The organism is Larkinella terrae, from assembly GCF_009668025.1.
Taxonomy (GTDB): Bacteria; Bacteroidota; Bacteroidia; order Cytophagales; family Spirosomataceae; genus Larkinella; species Larkinella terrae.
On sequence record NZ_WJXZ01000009.1, the window covers coordinates 483,641 to 501,541 of the forward strand.

The window sequence follows — 17,901 nt, forward strand, 5'->3', positions numbered from 1 at the left end:
GCTGTTAAAACTATATTCTTTGGTTCGCAATTCGCAGTAGAAGTATATGGAAACAAAAAAGCAGCCTGAATCCATTCCTCCGCTTAAACGAGGGCAATGGAATAGTTACTCACCGGCCGACATCAAGCGGTGGGGAGTTCAACGTTTTCTGGATGAAGTTTGTGAAAAAGAGCCCATTCAGATTCCAGATTTAGGTTTTACCGAGGAAGAACAACAACGCATGGATCGAATATTGAAACAGGAAAAGGAAGCTTCAGCGAATGGTTTTTGATACCAATTTACTCATCGAACACATTCGTCGGCAGGAAGCACTACCTTCTCGCGCCGTCATTCCGGTTATTGTAGTGGGTGAATTAGAAGCTTTTGCTTTAAAAGCCGATTGGGGTTATCAAAAAGTTTCGTTCATGCAGAGACTTTTCGAGCGTTTCCCAATCATTGAGGTGAGTAGGGAAATAACAACTTTTTATGCCCGAATTGATGCGTATAGCCAGGGCAATCTGCAGGGGCAACCTTTACCGCCCGGCTTATCAGCGAGAAATATGGGCAAAAATGATATATGGATTGCAGCTTCTGCCCTTTATTTGGATTTAGAGCTTCATACCACAGACAACGATTTTAATCATTTGCCCCCACTCGGTCTCCGATTGGTTAAGTCTTGATTTTAATAATACACTTCGAACATTTTCAGACGTTTAAACAACTCTTCCAACACTTCAACCCGGTTTTTCCTCAATAGGTTAACTCTTTTGTTTTAAGGACTTTGCCAACGCAGTTAATTTGTGGTGTTCGATCAGCGAACACCACAACCCTTCAAACAACACTTACTGATGAATACCAAATCACTCGGCATCATGGCGCTCGTTGGCGCGCCCTTTTTGTGCATCAACACGTACATCCACGTCCAGAATCACGGCGGACAGTTGGTTTACCACACCACTCCGCTCAGCGGTTTTTTGGGTATTTTGTACATTTCGGGCTGGCTGTGCAGCATCATCGGCCTGCGTCGGCTCGGCGCTACGGGAGCGGATCGTTTCGGCCGGATTATTTCGCCCATTATTTTGAGTACGCTGACGCTCGCCAACATCTGGAACGTCTACGAGATGGTACTGCCCGAACATAATTCGATCCTCTACCGCCTGTTGGACGCGTTCTGGCCCATCAGCAACCTTGTCATGATCGGCGTTGGCATTGCCGTTGTCCGCGCCGGAAGACTCAGCGGCTGGAAACGCTACGTTCCGCTGGCCTGCGGCCTGTGGCTCCCGGTTACGGCCTTGTTATCGATTACGTTAAAAGACGCCGGTTTCCATATCGCCAATGGATACAGCGCCATCACCTGGACGCTGCTGGCCATCGTGGTCCTAACCGGAAGCGAGTCGATGATCGATCCCAAAGAGCCTGCCGTAGTCACGAATCCGTAAAAGCGCCAATAGCCAGTTTAAAAGCTGGCTATTGGAGAAAATCGGGAAAGAATACGATAACGGTTGGGCAAACCGCTGATTTTCCTCATAAAATCAGATCCATTCCGGCGGTAGGTTTGTTCGTTATTTCAAACAGACCATTCGTCAATCCGTTTCCATCGTATGCATCAGGTTCCCATCGTCAGTCCGGAACAGGCCGTAGCGGTAATCCAATCCGGTAACCGGGTCTTTATTCACAGTGTCGCTCAAACGCCCCATCGACTCATTGCGGCCATGGTGGAAAGGGCCACGTCTTCCCAATTGCGAGATATTGAAGTCTGCCATATGCACACGGAAGGGCACCTGCCCTATTGCGAAGAGCAGTATGCGGGCATTTTCAAGCCCAATTCGTTCTTTATCGGAGCGAATATGCGGAAACAGGTCAACGTGGGGATTGCCGATTACGTCCCGATTTTTCTGAGCGAAATTCCGTTGCTGTTCCAGCGCAACATCTTACCGCTCGATGTTGCACTGGTGCAGGTTTCACCGCCCGACCAGCACGGTTTTTGCTCCCTCGGTCCGTCGGTGGATATTTCGTTGAGCGCGGTCAAAACCGCTAAATACGTTATTGCCCAGATCAACCCGAACGTGCCCCGCACCCACGGCGACGGTATCATTCACGTCAACACCCTCTACGCGGCCATTGAATGCGACGATCCGCTGTACGAAATGCCATTGAAACCCGCCACGCCCACGGAGCAGAAAATTGGCCGTTTCGTGGCCGAACTGGTCGAAGACGGTGCCACGCTACAAATGGGCATTGGCGGCATTCCGAATGCGGTTCTGGCCGAATTGCGCCATCACCGGCAACTGGGCATTCATACCGAGATGTTTTCCGACGGCGTGATTGACCTGGTAGAGCGGGGCGTGATCACCAACGAGCGCAAAAAAGCAATTCCGTATAAACTGGTTTCCTGTTTTGCAATGGGAACCCGCCGATTATACGATTTTATCGACGATAATCCCGGCGTTGTGATGAAGGAAGTGACCTACACCAATGACACGGCCATCATTCGACGGAATCCAAAAGTGACGGCCATCAACAGTGCCATCGAGGTGGATCTGACGGGGCAGGTCTGCGCCGACACCATCGGAACGTACCAGTATTCGGGCGTGGGCGGCCAGATGGATTTTGTGCGGGGCGCATCGCTTTCGGAAGGCGGAAAACCGATCATTGCCCTTCCCTCCGTGACTAAAAACGGGGAAAGCAAAATTGTCTCGTTCCTGAAAGAAGGCGCTGGCGTAACGACCACCCGCGCCCACGTTCACTACATTGTGACTGAATATGGTGTTGCGTATCTCTACGGAAAAAACCTGCGCCAGCGGGCTCAGGCGCTGATCAACATCGCCCACCCCGACCACCGCGAGTTCCTGGCACGTCAGGCGTACGAACGGTTTAAAGTGTTTGGGTAAGTTCAGGTTTTTCCCCGAACAAAACCGCCAGCATCCGTTTAAATTCCGATTGAACCGGGGCCGAAATCACGATTTCCTTTGCCGAAACCGGGTGGTGAAACCGAATCCGATTGGCGTGTAAAAGCATCGTATTCATCGCGTACTGTTCCAGAAACAGCCGGTTTTGCTTGTTGCAGCCGTGGGGTCGGTCGCCAATGATCGGGTGAAAAATGTGCGCCAGATGCTTCCGGAGCTGGTGAAACCGACCGGTAGTCGGCGTCAGCTCGACGAGCGAATAGCGGGATGTCGGGTGTTTTCCGAACGGAACCGGCACTTCCGTGCGCCGAAGTGTTTTTAGTTTGGTAAACGCTTCCTGAACCAGCCCGTCGTCGCGCCGGAGCGGGTAATCGATTTCCAGTTCGTCGGCGGTATAGCCCCGCACAATCGCCAGATACGTTTTCTGAATATCTCCCTCGGCAAACCGCTGCTGCATAATCGAATTCATAGCTTCACTCAAGGCGAAAAGCAGAATTCCGCCGGTTTTACGGTCCAGCCGGTGAACGGGATACACGCGTTGCCCTAATTGATCGCGGAGCAACTGAACGGCAAACGCGCTGGCATCGCTGGCAATCATCGACCGGTGAACGAGTAAACCGTGCGGTTTATTAATTGCCACCAGATCAGGAGATTGGTAACGGATTTCGAGCGGTTTTCGCTCCTGAATTACTTCCAAAACCGGTTGCTCCTCTCCCATCAATACTTCTGCAGCAGGTTCAATAATTTGCGATCCAGTTTGTGGCCGTGCCAGTCTTCGTATGCCACATCGGCGCGTCGGGAATCGAGAATGCCAAAATCGCCGATGAATTCCCAGAGGGAGAAGCCAATGCCGTTGCTCGTCAGAATATCCAGCACATCACCAAACCAGGCCAGAAAAACGTCGTGGGGCGTTTTGTTCCAGGCACCACATTCGCCACAATGCACGCCCACCCCTTTGTTGACCAGTTCAATCCACGGTTTATAAAAGGTCTCCAGCATCTCACGACTCAGGTAGCGTTCACCCACTTGCCCCGGCCATTTTGGTGTCGGCATATTCTCCGGGTCCTTATTGGCCCAGGGCGCCTTGAAATGCGAAATGATGCCCGGATTATACCCCCGGCAGCTTTGGGCAATGTCGAGATCCGTGATTTCGGGAATGACCGTCGAGCCCGTATTGTTGCCGTCCGCAATAATCAGATGCTTCGGATTCTCCTTGCGAATGGCTTCCGAAGCCGCCAGCGCAACTTTCCGATAAACCGCCCCCGGCACGGGACCATGCTTCGAAAGCTGGTCGTTCATGTCTTCGCGCATGCTCGGTTCGTTGAGCAGATCGAAGCTGATTTTCTTCGAAGACACGTTCTTATACCGCTTTGCCCACATATTCCAGTGGAAGCAAAATGCGTCAAGCGCAGGTTGATCGGTCCAGAGATTATACGGTTCGTGAAAACCGGCATTGACGCAATAGCCCGGTGCGCGGTGCAGGTTCAGACTGACGTGAATGTTGTGTTTATGGGCCATCTCCACCAACCGATCAATTCGATCAACCGCCTGTTCGTCAATCTGGTAGACTTCGTCGGGCGTAATGTTCCGGCTCCGGTCAAATTTGAGGTAGGCCGGGTACGCCATCGGTAACCGGACAAAATCAAAACCCCAGTCGCGCATCCACTTGAATTGTTCCTCCTCGGTGGCTTTTCGACCCTGCGCGGGATTCGGCGAAAAGAAATCCAGCAGATTAAAGCCTTTCCATTTGGGCAGTTTGTTTTTCGCCTTCGCTGCGGAAGACGACGCCAAAACCGCAGTCCCGGATGCGCTGACAGCCGCAGCCAGTAAACCGGAATGTTGAAGAAACGTGCGACGTTGCATGGGAGTCGGAATAGTTTTGCAGCAAACTTACTGAAAACCGTACACTAAAAATCAATTTCCGAAAACCGCTCACTTCTCCGGATTATGTCCCCAGTTTTTGAGCGAATATGCCCAATTGCTGCCTTTTACTTCTTCGGGGCGCTGGGCCGAGTGGCGCTTGATGTAGCCAACGACCTTCTGCATGTGTTCATAGTCCCGCTCGTCCAGATCCGACCGTTTTTTCCGTTTGATTCGGATGATTTTTTCGCCCGATTTATGGCCAACGGATTCGCCATCGCCACTATCCCAGCCGACGGATTTGGATTCGTCCGTCTCCAGCCATTTTTCCAGTTCCGAGGGTGACATGTTGACCAGATCACCAAATTCCTCAAACACTTCTTTTTTCTTATTATCCTCCATACTGCTGTCCCGTTTACACTTTTTCGACTTCGCTTTGCAGTTTCAATACATGATCTTTGTCGTCCTGTTCAATTACCAGCGCCGGGTTATCGACCGATCCGTTGCGTTTCACCTTCGTCCCTTTGATGGTTTTTTCAATCTCTTCTTTGTGAATTTCCACAACCTTCCCTTCCGCGTGGCCACCGGCGTATTTCCACCGCACCACATCCCCTTTTTTAATCATGACATTGCTTTGTTAAAGATTACTGCCCATAACCGGGTGTGCAAAAAAAATGTTTCGGCAGGTATTGGAATCGAATTTTGCCTTGCCGGATTCATCCGTAGCCTAAAACAAATAAACCTCTCTCCTGGCTTACCAGTTACTTATTCAGGTAGTACGGTTTAAAGCCCCCTTCAGGGGGTGGGGGGCGATACGAAAAACGAAAATTCTAAAATTTAGACATTCTAACATTCAAAATCGTCATGTCAACGAAATCGTTTTCTTTTCCGCTCCGAATCGGCAGCCGGAGCATTGGGCAGGCCGCCGTCGGACGCCTGGCGCTGGGGGCTTTAGCGCTTGGAGCCACGGCCGTAGGGGCGCTGGCGGTTGGAGCGCTGTTTGTTGGTCAGGTACGCATCGGACGGGGTTACGTCCGCAAACTGCGCATTGGCGAACTCGAAGTAGATCGGCTCCTAATCCGATCCACCAAACCGGTTTTCGAGTCCGAAGCTGTAGACGACGCGATTATCCACGTCAATACACCCATAAAACGCAAGAAAAAAGCGAAAAAACACGATTAACAAAGCGGCCGGTTTCGGCTTATCGTTTTTCTGTTCTCTTTTTTGTCGACGTACAGTATTTCGAATACATCATCCCTCCGGGATATTTGACACAACGTTATGAAAGTATTGATCATTATTCTGTTGCTGGCAGGCCTGTCGGCAGCAGCTCAAAACAAGTCTGCATCGACCACGCCACCGGTCATTGTCTCGGCCATTGAAGGTATCACCGACAAGCATTTTCAGCCCGATACGACTTACGCGGCCCTGTCGGAAGAAGACGAAACCATCCTGGCGAAACAGCCCGTGGCGAATTGGGGACTGCCGCAGGAATCCGGCGGAATGACGTATTACAATCTGGTCATCGGAACCCGCTCCTACCAGTTGCTCATTACCAAATCACCCAAAGCGGTGTACTCTACGGCCATGTTACTGCGTTTTACCGACCCCAAAGCCAAACCGGAACCGATCGCCCGGGGAACGCTCAAACCGAAAGAAGAAAAGCCCAAATAAGGAGAACTGGCAGACATCCGGTGCCAATCCCTTATTTGGGCCTTCCCTTTCAAGCATTTCTGCCGGAATTAGCACGGCTTATTTGGGAATTTACCGTTTGGTGAATCCCTCCAGCGCCACATCCTGGCTGCCGTCAGTATTGGTCCGAATGGTATAGCGGGTTGGGTAGTAACCCGGTTTTTCGTATTTAGTCGGAAGCTTGATCGCTTTGTCCAAGGTGGGAGCGGTTTTCAGGTAGCTCATGGTTACCATTTGCTCCCAAAAGGTCACCTTACCATCATAAGAGCCGAATACGAAGGTTTCGGTAAATGGTTGCCCTTTGAACTCCGGGCTGGTGGTATCCGACCAGTGTGCGCCCATCATCGGAACCCCGCCCGGACCTTTGGCAAAATCCGTGTGGATGAACCCGCTCGCCGGTAAATTATCAAACTTGGCTATTGCTTTATCGTACGTCGGAATTGCCATCGTTTCCACCATCGGCTGAATGTAAAAGTGGAAGTCGAAGTGGGGCACGGTGTAGATATTGGCCGGTTCATGGCCTTGCGGATTCCAGTTGATCATCACGTGCTGAAAAGGCGTTTTAGAAGTGGCTTCGTCGGGCAGTGCCAGCATATAAGCGGTTTCGGGCAGTGTCGTTGGCAGGTTATCGAATGCTTCTTTACTGCGTGTAAACCCGATGGAGGACGGATTGCCCTGCGCATCCAGCAAAATCCAGGTTTTGACATTGCCATTTCCCATCGGAACCGAGGGGCCGTAGATTCGCTGCGGTTCGCTCGTTTTGTCGTCGTCTTTTGAACAGCCCAAAAAGACCGTGGCTGCAATTAAACAGATAAAAAGTTTTTTCATAAAGTTTGGTTATAGGTAGAAAAATTTAACCCTAAAAGTAGCACAAAAATATTATTGTGCGTGGATGTATCGGTAACATCGAGCTACACACCATTTTACCCATTTGGGGAGGGGAATGCTTTTACCGGCTCCTCACCCGGTTCGGAGCAGTCGAGAAAATTAAAGTTGCGCTGACCAAATACAGCCCGAGCCAGAAGGGATAGGAATAGTGCTTTCATAATTCTGCGGAAGATGTTTAGGCTATTTTGAGAATTCGGTAGATCGATGAAGACCGCTGTTCCTTTTCCGACGACCGGTTTTCAACCTCTCCCCTTCGATTTAGCCTGGGAGGTTTCAGGGAGGAATTGGCGGGAGAATCCGACCGTATGTAGAATGGATTGCTCAGGTAAACATCACACAGAAAACGATTGGCGACTGGCTGGCGGATCAGTCCTTCGAGCCATATCACCGGATAATTCAACCGGTTTCCAGCAAGAAAAAGAATCAGATTGCCCAGCAGCGGCAGAGCCATTCTGAGGTTGGGCAGAAACCGATTCGGGGGTAGAAACAGGGAACGCATTCGCATGACAGGCGGGTCGGGTTAAAGAATGAATGACCAGTATTTTTCCGTGACGTTTCCTGCACAAAACTGCTTCGGCCCGGCCAAAATGCGTTAACTCAAATCCGACATTCTTTTGCCCATTTTCGCCATCGCCGATTTTTAGGCATAAAAAAAGCCCATTTCGGGCCGGTAGATGGGGATTTAGGCAGAACTGGAGCAAAAACCGGTGCGCTCAATTCGACACATTCAGTATGCCGGGAGGAGATTATTCAAATCTGGGCGTACGCCGATGGCAAGACGCCAAATCGCTCCTGGAAGACTTTGGTGAAGTAGGACAGGCTTTCGAAGCCCACCTGATAGGCGACCTCCGACACAGTCAGGGCATTTTGCTGCAAATAGGTTGCAGCCCGTTCCAGCCGCTGATTGCGGATAAATTCTACGGCGGTCTGATCGGTCAGAGCTTTGATTTTACGGACCAGTTGCCGCTGGCTTAGGTTCAGTTCCTGGCTGAGTTGGTCCACATTGAACGCACTGCTGGAAAGGTGATGGTCGATGACCGCCCGTACTTTTTGCAGGAACTCTTCCTCGTGCGGTTTTCCCGCTGCGTTCGCCGGTAACTCCTGCGAAGTCTGAGCACTAAAATATTGCTGCAAGCGGATTTGTTTCTGAAGCAGGTTTCGCACCCGCGCCCGGATTTCCGACTGGTAAAAGGGTTTCGTCAGGTAATCATCAGCCCCCTGCTCAAACCCTTCAATGCGGTTTTCCACTTCGGCTTTGGCCGTCAGCATCACCACCGGAATGTGACTGGTGGCTTCCTGGCTTTTCAGCATCCGGCAAAACGCAAAACCGTCCAGTCGGGGCATCATCAGGTCGCAGATCACCAGATTCGGCAAAAGAGTCGTCGCTTTTTCCAGGCCGTCCTGCCCGTCAACGGCTTCCAGAATCTGGTAGTCGGTTTCGAAAATACTTCGCACAAACGCCCGGATATCGGCATTGTCGTCAATAATCAGCAGGATATTTTCGGCAGCGGTCTGACTTTCTGAAACCGGTTGTGGGTTTTCAACACGTTCTGCTGACACCAGACCCGGGTCGACGTCTGTCAAATACGGCCAATCTAAACCTGGCGGTTTGGCGGTTTTTCGCACCGGCAACTGAACCGTAAACGTCGTTCCCACGCCTTCCGAACTGACCAGACCGATGCTGCCCTTCAATACCCGGACCAGTTCACGCACCAGTGCCAGACCAATACCGCTTCCTTCGTACACCCGGTTGAGATTGCCGTCAACCTGATAAAAGCGTTCGAAAATATGGCCCTGCTGGGCTGGGGCAATGCCGATTCCCGTATCCCGAATGGTAAATACCAGCGATTTGCCTTCGTTCGGAAACATCACCTCCAGGTGAACCTCCTGACCCGCCGGGGTAAATTTTAGCGCATTTGAAAGCAGATTGGTAACGATTTTTTCCAGTTTATCGGGATCAAACTCCGCCCAGTATTCCGTTTCGTCCAGTTTATACGAAAACCGGATGTTTCGGTCCTCGGCCAGTGATTCGAACGAACCGGCAAGGGTCCGAAAAAACGCGACCAGATCCCCTGACTGGAATTCCGGCTGCAGCTGACCTGCTTCCAGTTTACTCAGATCGAGTAGTTGGTTGATCAGACTCAGTAAACGACGCGCGTTTCGTTGCAGCAATGGAAAGCGCGAATCCTGCGAATATTCCTCCACCAGTTGTTCGATGGGCCCCAGAATCAGGGTCAGCGGAGTTCGGAATTCGTGGGAAATATTCGCAAAAAGCCGGGTTTTGAGGGCGTCCAGCTCCGCCAGACGGCTGGCTTCTTTTTGCTCAAAAACGACCTGTTGCTGCAAAATCAGCCGTTGCCGCTGAAACCGGTAGAGCTGCCAGCCCAGCAAAACCAGTGCAAGCAGGTAGATGATGTACGCCCACCAGGTCCGGTAAAACGGTGGATGAACCCGAATCTGTAACGGAACCGGCAAACTCCAGACCTCGCCATCGGCTGAACCCATCATTTCAAACTGGTAATTGCCATCGGGCAGGTGAGCGTAATTGGCGAACCGGTTGGTTCCGGCCTCCACCCAATCGCGGTCGATACCGGAAAGGCGGTACCGATAGCGGTTTTTGCCCGAATTGGTATAATCCATGACGCCGAATTCCAGCGTCACCAGGTTTTGGTCATGAGCCAGATCGAGTCGCGGAGTATATTCGATTCCCTGGGTCAGTAACGAATTTTCTCCGCCCACCGTAACCGCTTCATTGTTGATTTTCAAGCCAATAATATTGGCGAGTGGTCGTTTAATATTGGCGAGTGGTCGTTGATGGCGCGTTTCCGAAACTTCTTTTGGTTGAAAACCGGTCAGGCCGTTTACACCCGCAAACAGCAATTCGCCCGATGCGGTTTTAAAGGAAGCCTCACTATTGAACTCATCGTCCTGCAAACCGTCGGCTTTGGTGTAGTTCCGAAATTCCCGCTTTGCCGGATTGAACCGGCTCAGCCCGCGGTTGGTACTCAGCCAGAGGTTTTTAAATTCATCCGGCAAAATGCCATAAATGACACTGTTAGGTAAGCCCTGTGCTTCGGTAAAATGTTCGAATTGGCCGGTTTGCTTATCCAGTCGTTCAAGTCCTCCACCTTTGGTACCGATCCACAAAAACCGGTCGGCCTGGTTAGGATCGGCCGCCAGACTCAGCACAAAATCGTTGCTCAGGCTCCGGCGATTGGCAACTTTGTTTTTGTACACCGAAAACGTTGGATTGGTCTGGCTGTTTTTCACCCGAATCAGTCCCTTTTGCGTCCCGATCCACAGCGTGCCATCCGGTTCCAGGTGAAGTGCATAGGTTTCAATTTCTGCTCCGCTCTGGGGCAAAAGATTCTGATACGAGAATACTTCGAAGGCTTCAGTAACAGGATCGAAGCGTAGCAATTTACCATTGTTTACCCCGATCCAGAGACGCCCTCGTGGATCTTCGAGGGTTTGATTCCCCACAAATCCGAAGTTTGTGTTAGACGGCAACGGGTATTTCTTAAGTAGCTTCCAGTCCGGCGAAAATTTGAAAATATGCTGCTGATGCGTTTGGAAATGCGTATTGGAAACCCAGAAGTTGCCCCGGCGGTCCTGCATCAGATTGCGTTGTCGCCGATCGGCTTCGGGCAAATTCGGGTCCAGAAAAGGCACGAGTCGATTTGCCTTGCGGTCAAGTTGTTCGTAAGCATATTGAAACCGCACATAGGTTTGACCCTGCCGGTCGACATAAATTCTGGAAAGCGAGGTATTGGGCAGGTAAACCTGAAACTGTTTGATGCGGGGATTGAATTTCCGCAGACCGTAACCGCTGGTTCCGGCCCAGATCGAACCCGTCCGGTCTTTCAGCAAACTCGTAATTGTTGCCAGGTTCGGCGGTAATTTCTCGTACGCCCTGCGAATCGTTAAACTGTCCTGCCGGAAAAGCTCCGCCGGAGACATCAGCCACAAATGATCCGGTGTGGCAATCGCAAGAGTATGCTTATCAATCGCTTTCAGTTTAACGCCGAAATAATTTTTTTGGGGTAAGGCAATGGTTTTATGCACACCCTGGTGCCAGCCTTCGATCTGGTTACTGTTGCTGGCAAACCAGTAATCCTGCTGATAATCGCCGTACATGGCATGATAATCACCGGTTTTGGAATGAAACAGCGGCAGTTGGGTGGCCCTGTCCGGTTGCTTCCAGCCGAATTCATACATGCCATAAGCCGTTCCGATGTATCCCTTTCCATCCGGTCTGAAACTAAAATAATGCGCTTGCGTATACGGAAATCGCTGACGGAGGTCGATCGTTTTAATCTGAACCGATTTTGTAAAATCGGTCTGATCTGGAAAACCGCTTTTGAGTGAAGCGGGTAATTTGATCCGAAATAGTTTATGGGTATCCGTACCCACCCAGATATTGCCTTCAGGATCTTCGGACAGCAGCCGGATCTCGTAATTCCCCGCGTTGGGGGCCGCCTGGTCGCTGATGGTCAGGTGATAAAATCGCCGGGTTCGATCATCGAACAGGTTCAGTCCCTGGTTGCCGGTACCAATCCAGAGTCGCTGGTGACGATCGATCAATAAGGCCGAACAGTTATTCTCGGAAATGCTGTAACTGTTGTACGGATCGTGCGTGAAGATCTTAAAATTCAAGCCGTCGTAGCGATTCAGACCATCTTTCGTCGCAATCCAGATGAAGCCTTTCTGGTCCTGCTTCAGGTCGTAGACCATTCCCTGCGAAAGGCCGTCGGAAATAGTAATTTCCTGCCAGCCTTTCAGCTGTGCGATAAGGGAAACAGGAAGGAACAACAGAAATAGTAACAGGAATCGCATTCACGCTGAGTTTTACCGGAAACTATGCAAAATCTTGCCAAATTGAGGAAGACCCAGCACGCTCCTTTTTACTGCCCTGATCCATTTCGGTACGGTGTTTCCTACTGGTACATGTTTCCGAAAAACGGGTATATCATTCGAAAAATTCCGACTGAAGCCGGAATTAAAAATGAATCAAAAAGTTATCATACTGTTAAATAGGCCCCAATTTTTCCAATCACGCCTGAAAAAAAGTACCTTTACTTACCACTCACTATCCAGCCTGAAATGACAGACAGCCGTAGAGAATTTCTGAAAAAAGCCGCCCTGCTAGCCGGTGGCACCAGCCTTTTCGAGGTTTTACCCGATTCGATTCAAAAAGCCCTCGCCATCGATCCCCAGCCGGGCAGCACCTTTCTGGATGCCAAGCACGTTGTCATTCTAATGCAGGAAAACCGCTCGTTCGACCATTGCTACGGTACGCTGCAGGGCGTTCGGGGGTTCAATGATCCGCGGGCGATTACGCTGCCCAATAAAAATCCGGTCTGGCTCCAAACCAACGGCGCCGGGGAAACCTACGCCCCGTTTCGGCTGAATCTGAAAGATACCAAAGCCACCTGGATGAGTTCGCTGCCGCACTCGTGGACAAATCAGGTGGATGCCCGCAACAACGGAAAATACGATAAGTGGCTGGATTCCAAGCGCTCCGGCCACAAGGAATACGCCAAAATGCCCCTGACGATGGGCTACTACAACCGCGAAGACATTCCGTTTTATTACGCCCTGGCCGACGCCTTTACGGTTTGCGACCAGAATTTCTGCTCGTCGCTAACGGGCACAACGCCCAACCGGCTTTACCTCTGGACCGGCACGATTCGCGAAAAACCGGAACGGGAATCCAAAGCCAATGTGCGCAACGAAGACGTCGATTACGGCGACGCGGCCCGCTGGACGACCTTCCCCGAACGGCTGGAAGACAACGGAATTTCCTGGAAAATTTACCAGAACGAACTGAGTTTGCCGGTCGGTTTTGAAGGCGAACAGGAAGGCTGGCTGGCCAATTTTACCGACAACCCGATTGAATGGTTCGAGCAATACAACGTCGGTTATTCGGCGGCTTATCAAAAATACCTAGAAAAACGGGTTGCTGAATTACCAACTGAAATTCAAGCCCTTACCGCTAAAATCAAATCTCTTCCCGAAGCTGACAGCGAAACCGACAAACTGAAAAAAGAACTGACCCGGAAGGAAGAAGAGTTAAAAACCGGTCTGCTGCACCGCGAAACCTTCAGCCGGGAAAACTACGAAAAGCTTTCGCAGCGGTTGAAAAACCTGCACAACAAAGCGTTTACCACCAACAAAAACGACCCCGATTACCATTCACTGACGTCGCTGAAATACCACGATGGCAGCACGGAGCGCGAGGTGGAAATCCCGAAAGGTGACGTACTGCACCAGTTCCGGGCCGACGTCAAAAACCGTACCCTGCCGACGGTTTCTTGGGTCGTCGCACCCGAAAACTTCTCCGACCACCCGGGCGCGGCCTGGTATGGTGCTTGGTACATTTCCGAAATGCTCGACATTCTGACGCAGAACCCGGACGTCTGGAAGAAGACGGTTTTTATTCTTTGCTACGACGAAAACGACGGGTATTTTGACCACGTTCCGCCTTTCGTTGCCCCCCACCCCGACCAGCCCGAGACCGGCACCACGTCCAAAGGCATCGACACGGGAATCGAACACGTATTTATGGAACAGGAGCTGAAACGCAAGGGCATCAACGCCAAACGCGAAGCGCGGGCCAGTTCCATCGGGCTCGGTTACCGCGTTCCGCTCGTGATCGCGTCGCCCTGGAGCCGGGGCGGCATGGTTTCGTCGGAGGTGTTCGATCATACGTCGATTCTCCAGTTTCTGGAAGTTTTCCTCAACAAGAAAACCGGTAAAAAGATCGAGGAATCCAACATCAGCGCCTGGCGGAGAACGGTTTGCGGGGATTTGACATCTGTATTCCGGCCCTACAAAGGCGAGAAAATTCCATTGCCTACGTTCGTGGCTAAAAACGAATTTGTCGAAAGCATCCACAAAGCCCAGTTCAAGCAATTACCGGCTGGTTTTAAAGAACTTACGAAGGAAGAAATTTCGCAAATCCGACAGTCGCCGATGGCGTCGCCACTCGTTCCGAATCAGGAAAAAGGCGTTCGGGCGGCTTGTGCCTTGCCGTATCAACTTTACGCCGATGGCAAGTTGAGCGCCGATAAAAAAGCATTCGGGATTACGTTTCAGGCCAAAAAAGACATTTTTGGGGCCAAATCGGCGGGCTCGCCGTTTACGGTTTACGCGCTGGATTCGTTCCTGACTGCCAGTGAAAAACCGGAACGCGATTTCAAAGTCCGGGATTACGCGGTCACTGCAGGCGACAGCCTGACCGATAGCTGGCCGCTTGCCGACTTTGAAAAGGAAACTTACCACTTCCGGGTCAATGGCCCGAACGGTTTTTTCCGCGAATACATTGGTGACGTCAACGACCCGGCGCTGGACATTCTGTGTGACTACCAGCGGACCACGCCACAGAGCAAGCAATTGACCGGTTCGATTGAACTGAAAATCAGCAATCTGGATAAATCAAAGCCGGTTACTATCGAGGTCAAGGACAATGCTTACAAAACCGGTACGAAGACGAAAGCGATTGCCAAAGGCAGTCAGGCGAGTCTGGTGCTGGATTTGGGCAAGAGTTTTGGCTGGTACGATTTCAGCGTGAAAGTTTCCGGAAGTACGGTTTTTGAAAAGCGGTTTGCGGGCCACGTCGAAACCGGGAAACCGAGTTTTACGGACCCGGTGATGGGCGGGACGATCGTTTAGTGTATTACCTGGCAACTGAGAGTGGGCGGAGAAAACCGTCCACTTTTTTTGCGCCTTTTATTCTTCCAACTGTGAATCCAGCTAGTATATCTCCTTTCAAATCGACTTTTGGTCGCGTATCGCCTGAATGTTTGTAGCAGGAAACCCGCCAAACGCATTCTTTTTTGGTCGCGTAGCGATCGAACGCGTGGGAGGTTCGATCGCTACGCGACCGCTGTGAAGTGCTTGGGATATTCGCATTTCTACAAACATTTGGTCGCAATGCGACCGTAAAATCTGGATTTTCCTGACTATTTTGGGAGATTTGGAGTCGGATTAGAAACGACTTATTACATTAATTAAAGCACCCTATCCCCTTAAAAATGAATTTTCGTGTATTTACCATTCTGCTTTTTTCACTAATCATTTTGCAATCCGTCCGCGCGCAGAAAAACGCTCCGGGAAATTCGCCCACGGCGGAGCGGGAATACCTGGTGCAAACGCTGGTGCGCATTGCCGACCCGGTTTTGGTTTCGCTGAGTCAGAACCAGTTGCGGGCCAAAATGCCGATCGAATCATCGGGTACGGAGCGGGAAAAATACACGCATCTGGAGGCCTTTGGCCGTTTGCTGGCCGGAATGGCGCCCTGGCTCGAACTCGGGCCGGACGAAACCGCCGAGGGCAAGCTGCGGAAAAAATACATCGACCTGACACTGGTTGCTTTACGGAATGCCACGGACCCGAAATCGCCGGATTTCCTGAATTTTAACAAGGGCGGCCAACCCGTGGTCGATGCGGCTTTTTTCGCGCAGGGCCTGCTGCGGGCACCCACCCAGCTCTGGAACCGGCTCGACGCAACGTCGAAAGCAAACGTTATTGCCGCGCTAAAGTCGTCCCGGTCCGTCACACCCTATTACAATAACTGGCTGCTTTTCAGTGCCGAAGTCGAAGCGGCTTTGCTGAAATTCGACGGAAATTACGACCGGATGCGAATTGATTACGCCCTGAAATCGCATCAATTGTGGTACAAAGGCGACGGGACGTATGGTGACGGTCCCTCCTTTCACTGGGATTATTACAACAGCTTTGTCATTCAGCCGATGCTGCTGGACGTTCTGAAAACGCTGGTGGATGCCGTGCCAAATCCGTCGATTAAAAAGGAATACGAAACCGCATTGTCCCGCGCGCAACGCTACGCCGAAGTGCAGGAAAGCCTGATTTCGCCGGAAGGCACCTATCCGCCCCTGGGCCGGTCGCTGGCCTACCGGTTTGGTGCGTTCCAGGTACTTTCGCAGGTCGCGTTGCTGAAAGCGCTTCCCGACGGTCTGGAACCGCAACAGGTACGGGCGGCTTTGTATACGCTTATCAAAAAACAGGTGGAAGCGCCCGGAACTTTCGACGCCAACGGCTGGCTGCAAATCGGTCTGTACGGCCACCAGCCGCAGGTTGGGGAAACCTATATTTCAACCGGCAGTCTGTATCTCTGTTCGGAAGCGTTTCTGATGCTGGGCTTGCCCGCCAGCGATGCGTTCTGGACTGGGCCGGACAAAGACTGGACGTCAAAACGAATCTGGAAGGGGGAAAATATTCCGGTTAAACACGCGAAAGATTGAACGGGCGGTTTATGACTTTTCGGTTGAATCCCCCATTTTCAAAAACCGCACCAGAAACGGCAGGCTCAACCCCTGAACCACCAGGGTAATTAACACCACGACGACAGAGAGAAAAATCAGCGTATTTCGCTCCGGGAACGCCTTGCCTTCGTCCAGCGTCAGCGGCAATGCCAGCGCCGACGCCAGGGAAACGATGCCCCGCATGCCCGCCCAGCCGATGACCAGCGCATCCCGCCAGTCGATTTTTTCGTCGGTGTAAAACCGGAACCTGCCCTGCCGCTGCGGAAAAAGTTTGCGCTTGTTGATGGCTTTTTCCAGGTTATTGTTGTGACCAAACACCCACCACATTCGGATGATCAGCATGATAATGCTAATCAGGAAGCTAAAACCAATCAGGGGTAAAATCTCGTCGTGATCAATGCTTTTGACCACCTGCGGAAACTGCAGCCCGATCAGAATAAAAACCAGGCCGTTGAGCAGGAAAATGATGACGTCCCAAAACGACTTGTTCTGATTTTTGACCGAAGTCGGAAACAGCCGGTTGGTGTATTGCGAGAGCGTAATGCCCAGCACCACCACCGCCAGCACCCCCGAAACGTGGACTTCCTCGGCCAGCAGGTACGCGATAAACGGCGAAACCGCCATCGCACTGATCGCAATCAGGCTGTTGCCGTAGACCCGGCGCAGAAAATACGCAAGCACCAGTCCGAACAGGATTCCCACGCCAACCCCGCCGATAACAACGATCAGAAACTGGAAATAGGCGTTAAAAAAGCGAAAACCGGCTCCGGCAATGGCAGCCACGGCAAACCGGTAGGCAATCAGGCCGGAGGCATCGTTCACCAGACTTTCTCCTTCCAGAATCGTCAGCGTCCGGTGCGAAAGGCCCAGGCCCTTGGTAACGTTGGTCGCGGCAACGGCGTCGGGCGGGGAAAGAATGGCGCCCAGCGCAAATGCCATCGGCCAGTTCAGTTCGGGAATGAGGTAATGTGTCGTAACGGCGATGGCCGTGGTGGTCAGAAAAACCAGCGAAATCGCGAGTGAACTGACGGTGGGCCAGTTATTGCGCAATTCCTTGAACGAGATATTAAAAGCCGCATCGTGCAGCAACGGAGGCAGAAAAATCAGAAAAACGACTTCCGGATTTAATGTAATGGCCGGGATGCCCGGCAGATAACCGATACCGATGCCCGCCAGCACCAGCAAAATCGGATACGGAATTTTAATTCGGGTAGCGACCGCCGACAACACAATCATGATCGCCATGATGAACAAAACGATACTGTAGTTTTCCATTCGGTTTTCGGTTC

At 51.5% G+C, this 17,901-nt stretch carries 16 protein-coding genes; 8 read left to right on the top strand and 8 right to left on the bottom strand.

Annotation, left to right across the window (positions count from 1 at the left end; all coding sequences use genetic code 11):
• Positions 1–46 precede the first annotated feature (46 nt).
• The 4 genes from GJJ30_RS16535 to GJJ30_RS16550 all read left to right on the top strand — a co-directional run bounded on the left by GJJ30_RS16535 (position 47) and on the right by GJJ30_RS16550 (position 2,870).
• On the top strand, positions 47–271 hold the full coding sequence (locus tag GJJ30_RS16535; protein ID WP_154176269.1) for a hypothetical protein: 225 nt from the start codon (positions 47–49) through the stop codon (positions 269–271).
• Positions 261–659: a type II toxin-antitoxin system VapC family toxin gene (locus GJJ30_RS16540; protein ID WP_154176270.1), complete on the top strand. Its 399-nt coding sequence runs from the start codon at positions 261–263 to the stop codon at positions 657–659. Before GJJ30_RS16535 ends, GJJ30_RS16540 begins: the two co-directional genes overlap by 11 nt.
• Before the next feature lie 168 nt (positions 660–827).
• Positions 828–1,418, top strand: a complete 591-nt coding sequence (locus GJJ30_RS16545) for a hypothetical protein (RefSeq protein ID WP_154176271.1) — start codon at positions 828–830, stop codon at positions 1,416–1,418.
• A 162-nt stretch (positions 1,419–1,580) separates the two neighbouring features.
• Positions 1,581–2,870 carry an acetyl-CoA hydrolase/transferase family protein gene (locus GJJ30_RS16550; RefSeq protein WP_154176272.1) on the top strand — a complete coding sequence of 430 codons (1,290 nt, stop codon included), beginning with the start codon at positions 1,581–1,583 and terminating at the stop codon, positions 2,868–2,870.
• Here GJJ30_RS16550 and GJJ30_RS16555 read toward each other — a convergent pair.
• The 4 genes from GJJ30_RS16555 to GJJ30_RS16570 all read right to left on the bottom strand — a co-directional run bounded on the left by GJJ30_RS16555 (position 2,854) and on the right by GJJ30_RS16570 (position 5,370).
• Entirely contained in the window at positions 2,854–3,603 is a 750-nt protein-coding gene (locus tag GJJ30_RS16555; protein ID WP_154176273.1) for a pseudouridine synthase, read from the bottom strand. The two genes, GJJ30_RS16550 and GJJ30_RS16555, sit on opposite strands and share 17 nt — an antisense overlap.
• The gene (locus tag GJJ30_RS16560; protein WP_154176274.1) at positions 3,603–4,748 is read right to left on the bottom strand and encodes a glycoside hydrolase family 5 protein; all 1,146 of its coding nucleotides are present in this window, start codon (positions 4,746–4,748) and stop codon (positions 3,603–3,605) included. The genes GJJ30_RS16555 and GJJ30_RS16560 overlap by 1 nt, the downstream gene beginning before the upstream one ends.
• 69 nt (positions 4,749–4,817) lie before the next feature.
• On the bottom strand, positions 4,818–5,147 hold the full coding sequence (locus tag GJJ30_RS16565) for a DUF3140 domain-containing protein (RefSeq protein ID WP_154176275.1): 330 nt from the start codon (positions 5,145–5,147) through the stop codon (positions 4,818–4,820).
• A 13-nt stretch (positions 5,148–5,160) separates the two neighbouring features.
• Positions 5,161–5,370: a hypervirulence associated TUDOR domain-containing protein gene (locus GJJ30_RS16570; protein WP_154176276.1), complete on the bottom strand. Its 210-nt coding sequence runs from the start codon at positions 5,368–5,370 to the stop codon at positions 5,161–5,163.
• A 239-nt stretch (positions 5,371–5,609) separates the two neighbouring features.
• Here GJJ30_RS16570 and GJJ30_RS16575 point away from each other — a divergent pair, with 239 nt between their 5' ends.
• Entirely contained in the window at positions 5,610–5,927 is a 318-nt protein-coding gene (locus GJJ30_RS16575; RefSeq protein ID WP_154176277.1) for a hypothetical protein, read from the top strand.
• 99 nt (positions 5,928–6,026) lie between these two features.
• Complete coding sequence (locus tag GJJ30_RS16580; protein WP_154176278.1) at positions 6,027–6,419, top strand: hypothetical protein; 393 nt, start codon at positions 6,027–6,029, stop codon at positions 6,417–6,419.
• A gap of 90 nt (positions 6,420–6,509) precedes the next feature.
• Here the strand turns inward: GJJ30_RS16580 and GJJ30_RS16585 are convergent, their stop codons facing one another.
• The 3 genes from GJJ30_RS16585 to GJJ30_RS16595 form a co-directional block, all read right to left on the bottom strand.
• A complete protein-coding gene (locus GJJ30_RS16585; RefSeq protein ID WP_154176279.1) occupies positions 6,510–7,265 on the bottom strand; it encodes a DUF5602 domain-containing protein in 756 nt (251 codons plus the stop codon).
• Positions 7,266–7,500: 235 nt separating this feature from the next.
• Complete coding sequence (locus GJJ30_RS16590) at positions 7,501–7,830, bottom strand: hypothetical protein (protein WP_154176280.1); 330 nt, start codon at positions 7,828–7,830, stop codon at positions 7,501–7,503.
• Between the two features lie 245 nt (positions 7,831–8,075).
• Positions 8,076–12,161: a hybrid sensor histidine kinase/response regulator transcription factor gene (locus tag GJJ30_RS16595; protein ID WP_154176281.1), complete on the bottom strand. Its 4,086-nt coding sequence runs from the start codon at positions 12,159–12,161 to the stop codon at positions 8,076–8,078.
• 267 nt (positions 12,162–12,428) lie between these two features.
• Here GJJ30_RS16595 and GJJ30_RS16600 point away from each other — a divergent pair, with 267 nt between their 5' ends.
• The gene (locus GJJ30_RS16600) at positions 12,429–14,999 is read left to right on the top strand and encodes a phosphocholine-specific phospholipase C (protein WP_154176282.1); all 2,571 of its coding nucleotides are present in this window, start codon (positions 12,429–12,431) and stop codon (positions 14,997–14,999) included.
• Between the two features lie 362 nt (positions 15,000–15,361).
• Positions 15,362–16,591, top strand: coding sequence for a DUF2264 domain-containing protein (locus tag GJJ30_RS16605; protein ID WP_154176283.1), 1,230 nt, complete (start codon positions 15,362–15,364; stop codon positions 16,589–16,591).
• 9 nt (positions 16,592–16,600) lie between these two features.
• Here the strand turns inward: GJJ30_RS16605 and GJJ30_RS16610 are convergent, their stop codons facing one another.
• Positions 16,601–17,887 (bottom strand): Na+/H+ antiporter, encoded by a 1,287-nt coding sequence (locus GJJ30_RS16610; protein ID WP_154176284.1) that lies wholly within the window; start codon positions 17,885–17,887, stop codon positions 16,601–16,603.
• Positions 17,888–17,901 lie beyond the last annotated feature (14 nt).

Coding starts and splice junctions, on each gene's coding strand:
- GJJ30_RS16535 (WP_154176269.1), top strand. CDS start 47: ATGGAAACAAAAAAGCAGCCTGAATCCATTCCTCCGCTTAAACGAGGG.
- GJJ30_RS16540 (WP_154176270.1), top strand. CDS start 261: ATGGTTTTTGATACCAATTTACTCATCGAACACATTCGTCGGCAGGAA.
- GJJ30_RS16545 (WP_154176271.1), top strand. CDS start 828: ATGAATACCAAATCACTCGGCATCATGGCGCTCGTTGGCGCGCCCTTT.
- GJJ30_RS16550 (WP_154176272.1), top strand. CDS start 1,581: ATGCATCAGGTTCCCATCGTCAGTCCGGAACAGGCCGTAGCGGTAATC.
- GJJ30_RS16555 (WP_154176273.1), bottom strand. CDS start 3,603: ATGGGAGAGGAGCAACCGGTTTTGGAAGTAATTCAGGAGCGAAAACCG.
- GJJ30_RS16560 (WP_154176274.1), bottom strand. CDS start 4,748: ATGCAACGTCGCACGTTTCTTCAACATTCCGGTTTACTGGCTGCGGCT.
- GJJ30_RS16565 (WP_154176275.1), bottom strand. CDS start 5,147: ATGGAGGATAATAAGAAAAAAGAAGTGTTTGAGGAATTTGGTGATCTG.
- GJJ30_RS16570 (WP_154176276.1), bottom strand. CDS start 5,370: ATGATTAAAAAAGGGGATGTGGTGCGGTGGAAATACGCCGGTGGCCAC.
- GJJ30_RS16575 (WP_154176277.1), top strand. CDS start 5,610: ATGTCAACGAAATCGTTTTCTTTTCCGCTCCGAATCGGCAGCCGGAGC.
- GJJ30_RS16580 (WP_154176278.1), top strand. CDS start 6,027: ATGAAAGTATTGATCATTATTCTGTTGCTGGCAGGCCTGTCGGCAGCA.
- GJJ30_RS16585 (WP_154176279.1), bottom strand. CDS start 7,265: ATGAAAAAACTTTTTATCTGTTTAATTGCAGCCACGGTCTTTTTGGGC.
- GJJ30_RS16590 (WP_154176280.1), bottom strand. CDS start 7,830: ATGCGAATGCGTTCCCTGTTTCTACCCCCGAATCGGTTTCTGCCCAAC.
- GJJ30_RS16595 (WP_154176281.1), bottom strand. CDS start 12,161: ATGCGATTCCTGTTACTATTTCTGTTGTTCCTTCCTGTTTCCCTTATC.
- GJJ30_RS16600 (WP_154176282.1), top strand. CDS start 12,429: ATGACAGACAGCCGTAGAGAATTTCTGAAAAAAGCCGCCCTGCTAGCC.
- GJJ30_RS16605 (WP_154176283.1), top strand. CDS start 15,362: ATGAATTTTCGTGTATTTACCATTCTGCTTTTTTCACTAATCATTTTG.
- GJJ30_RS16610 (WP_154176284.1), bottom strand. CDS start 17,887: ATGGAAAACTACAGTATCGTTTTGTTCATCATGGCGATCATGATTGTG.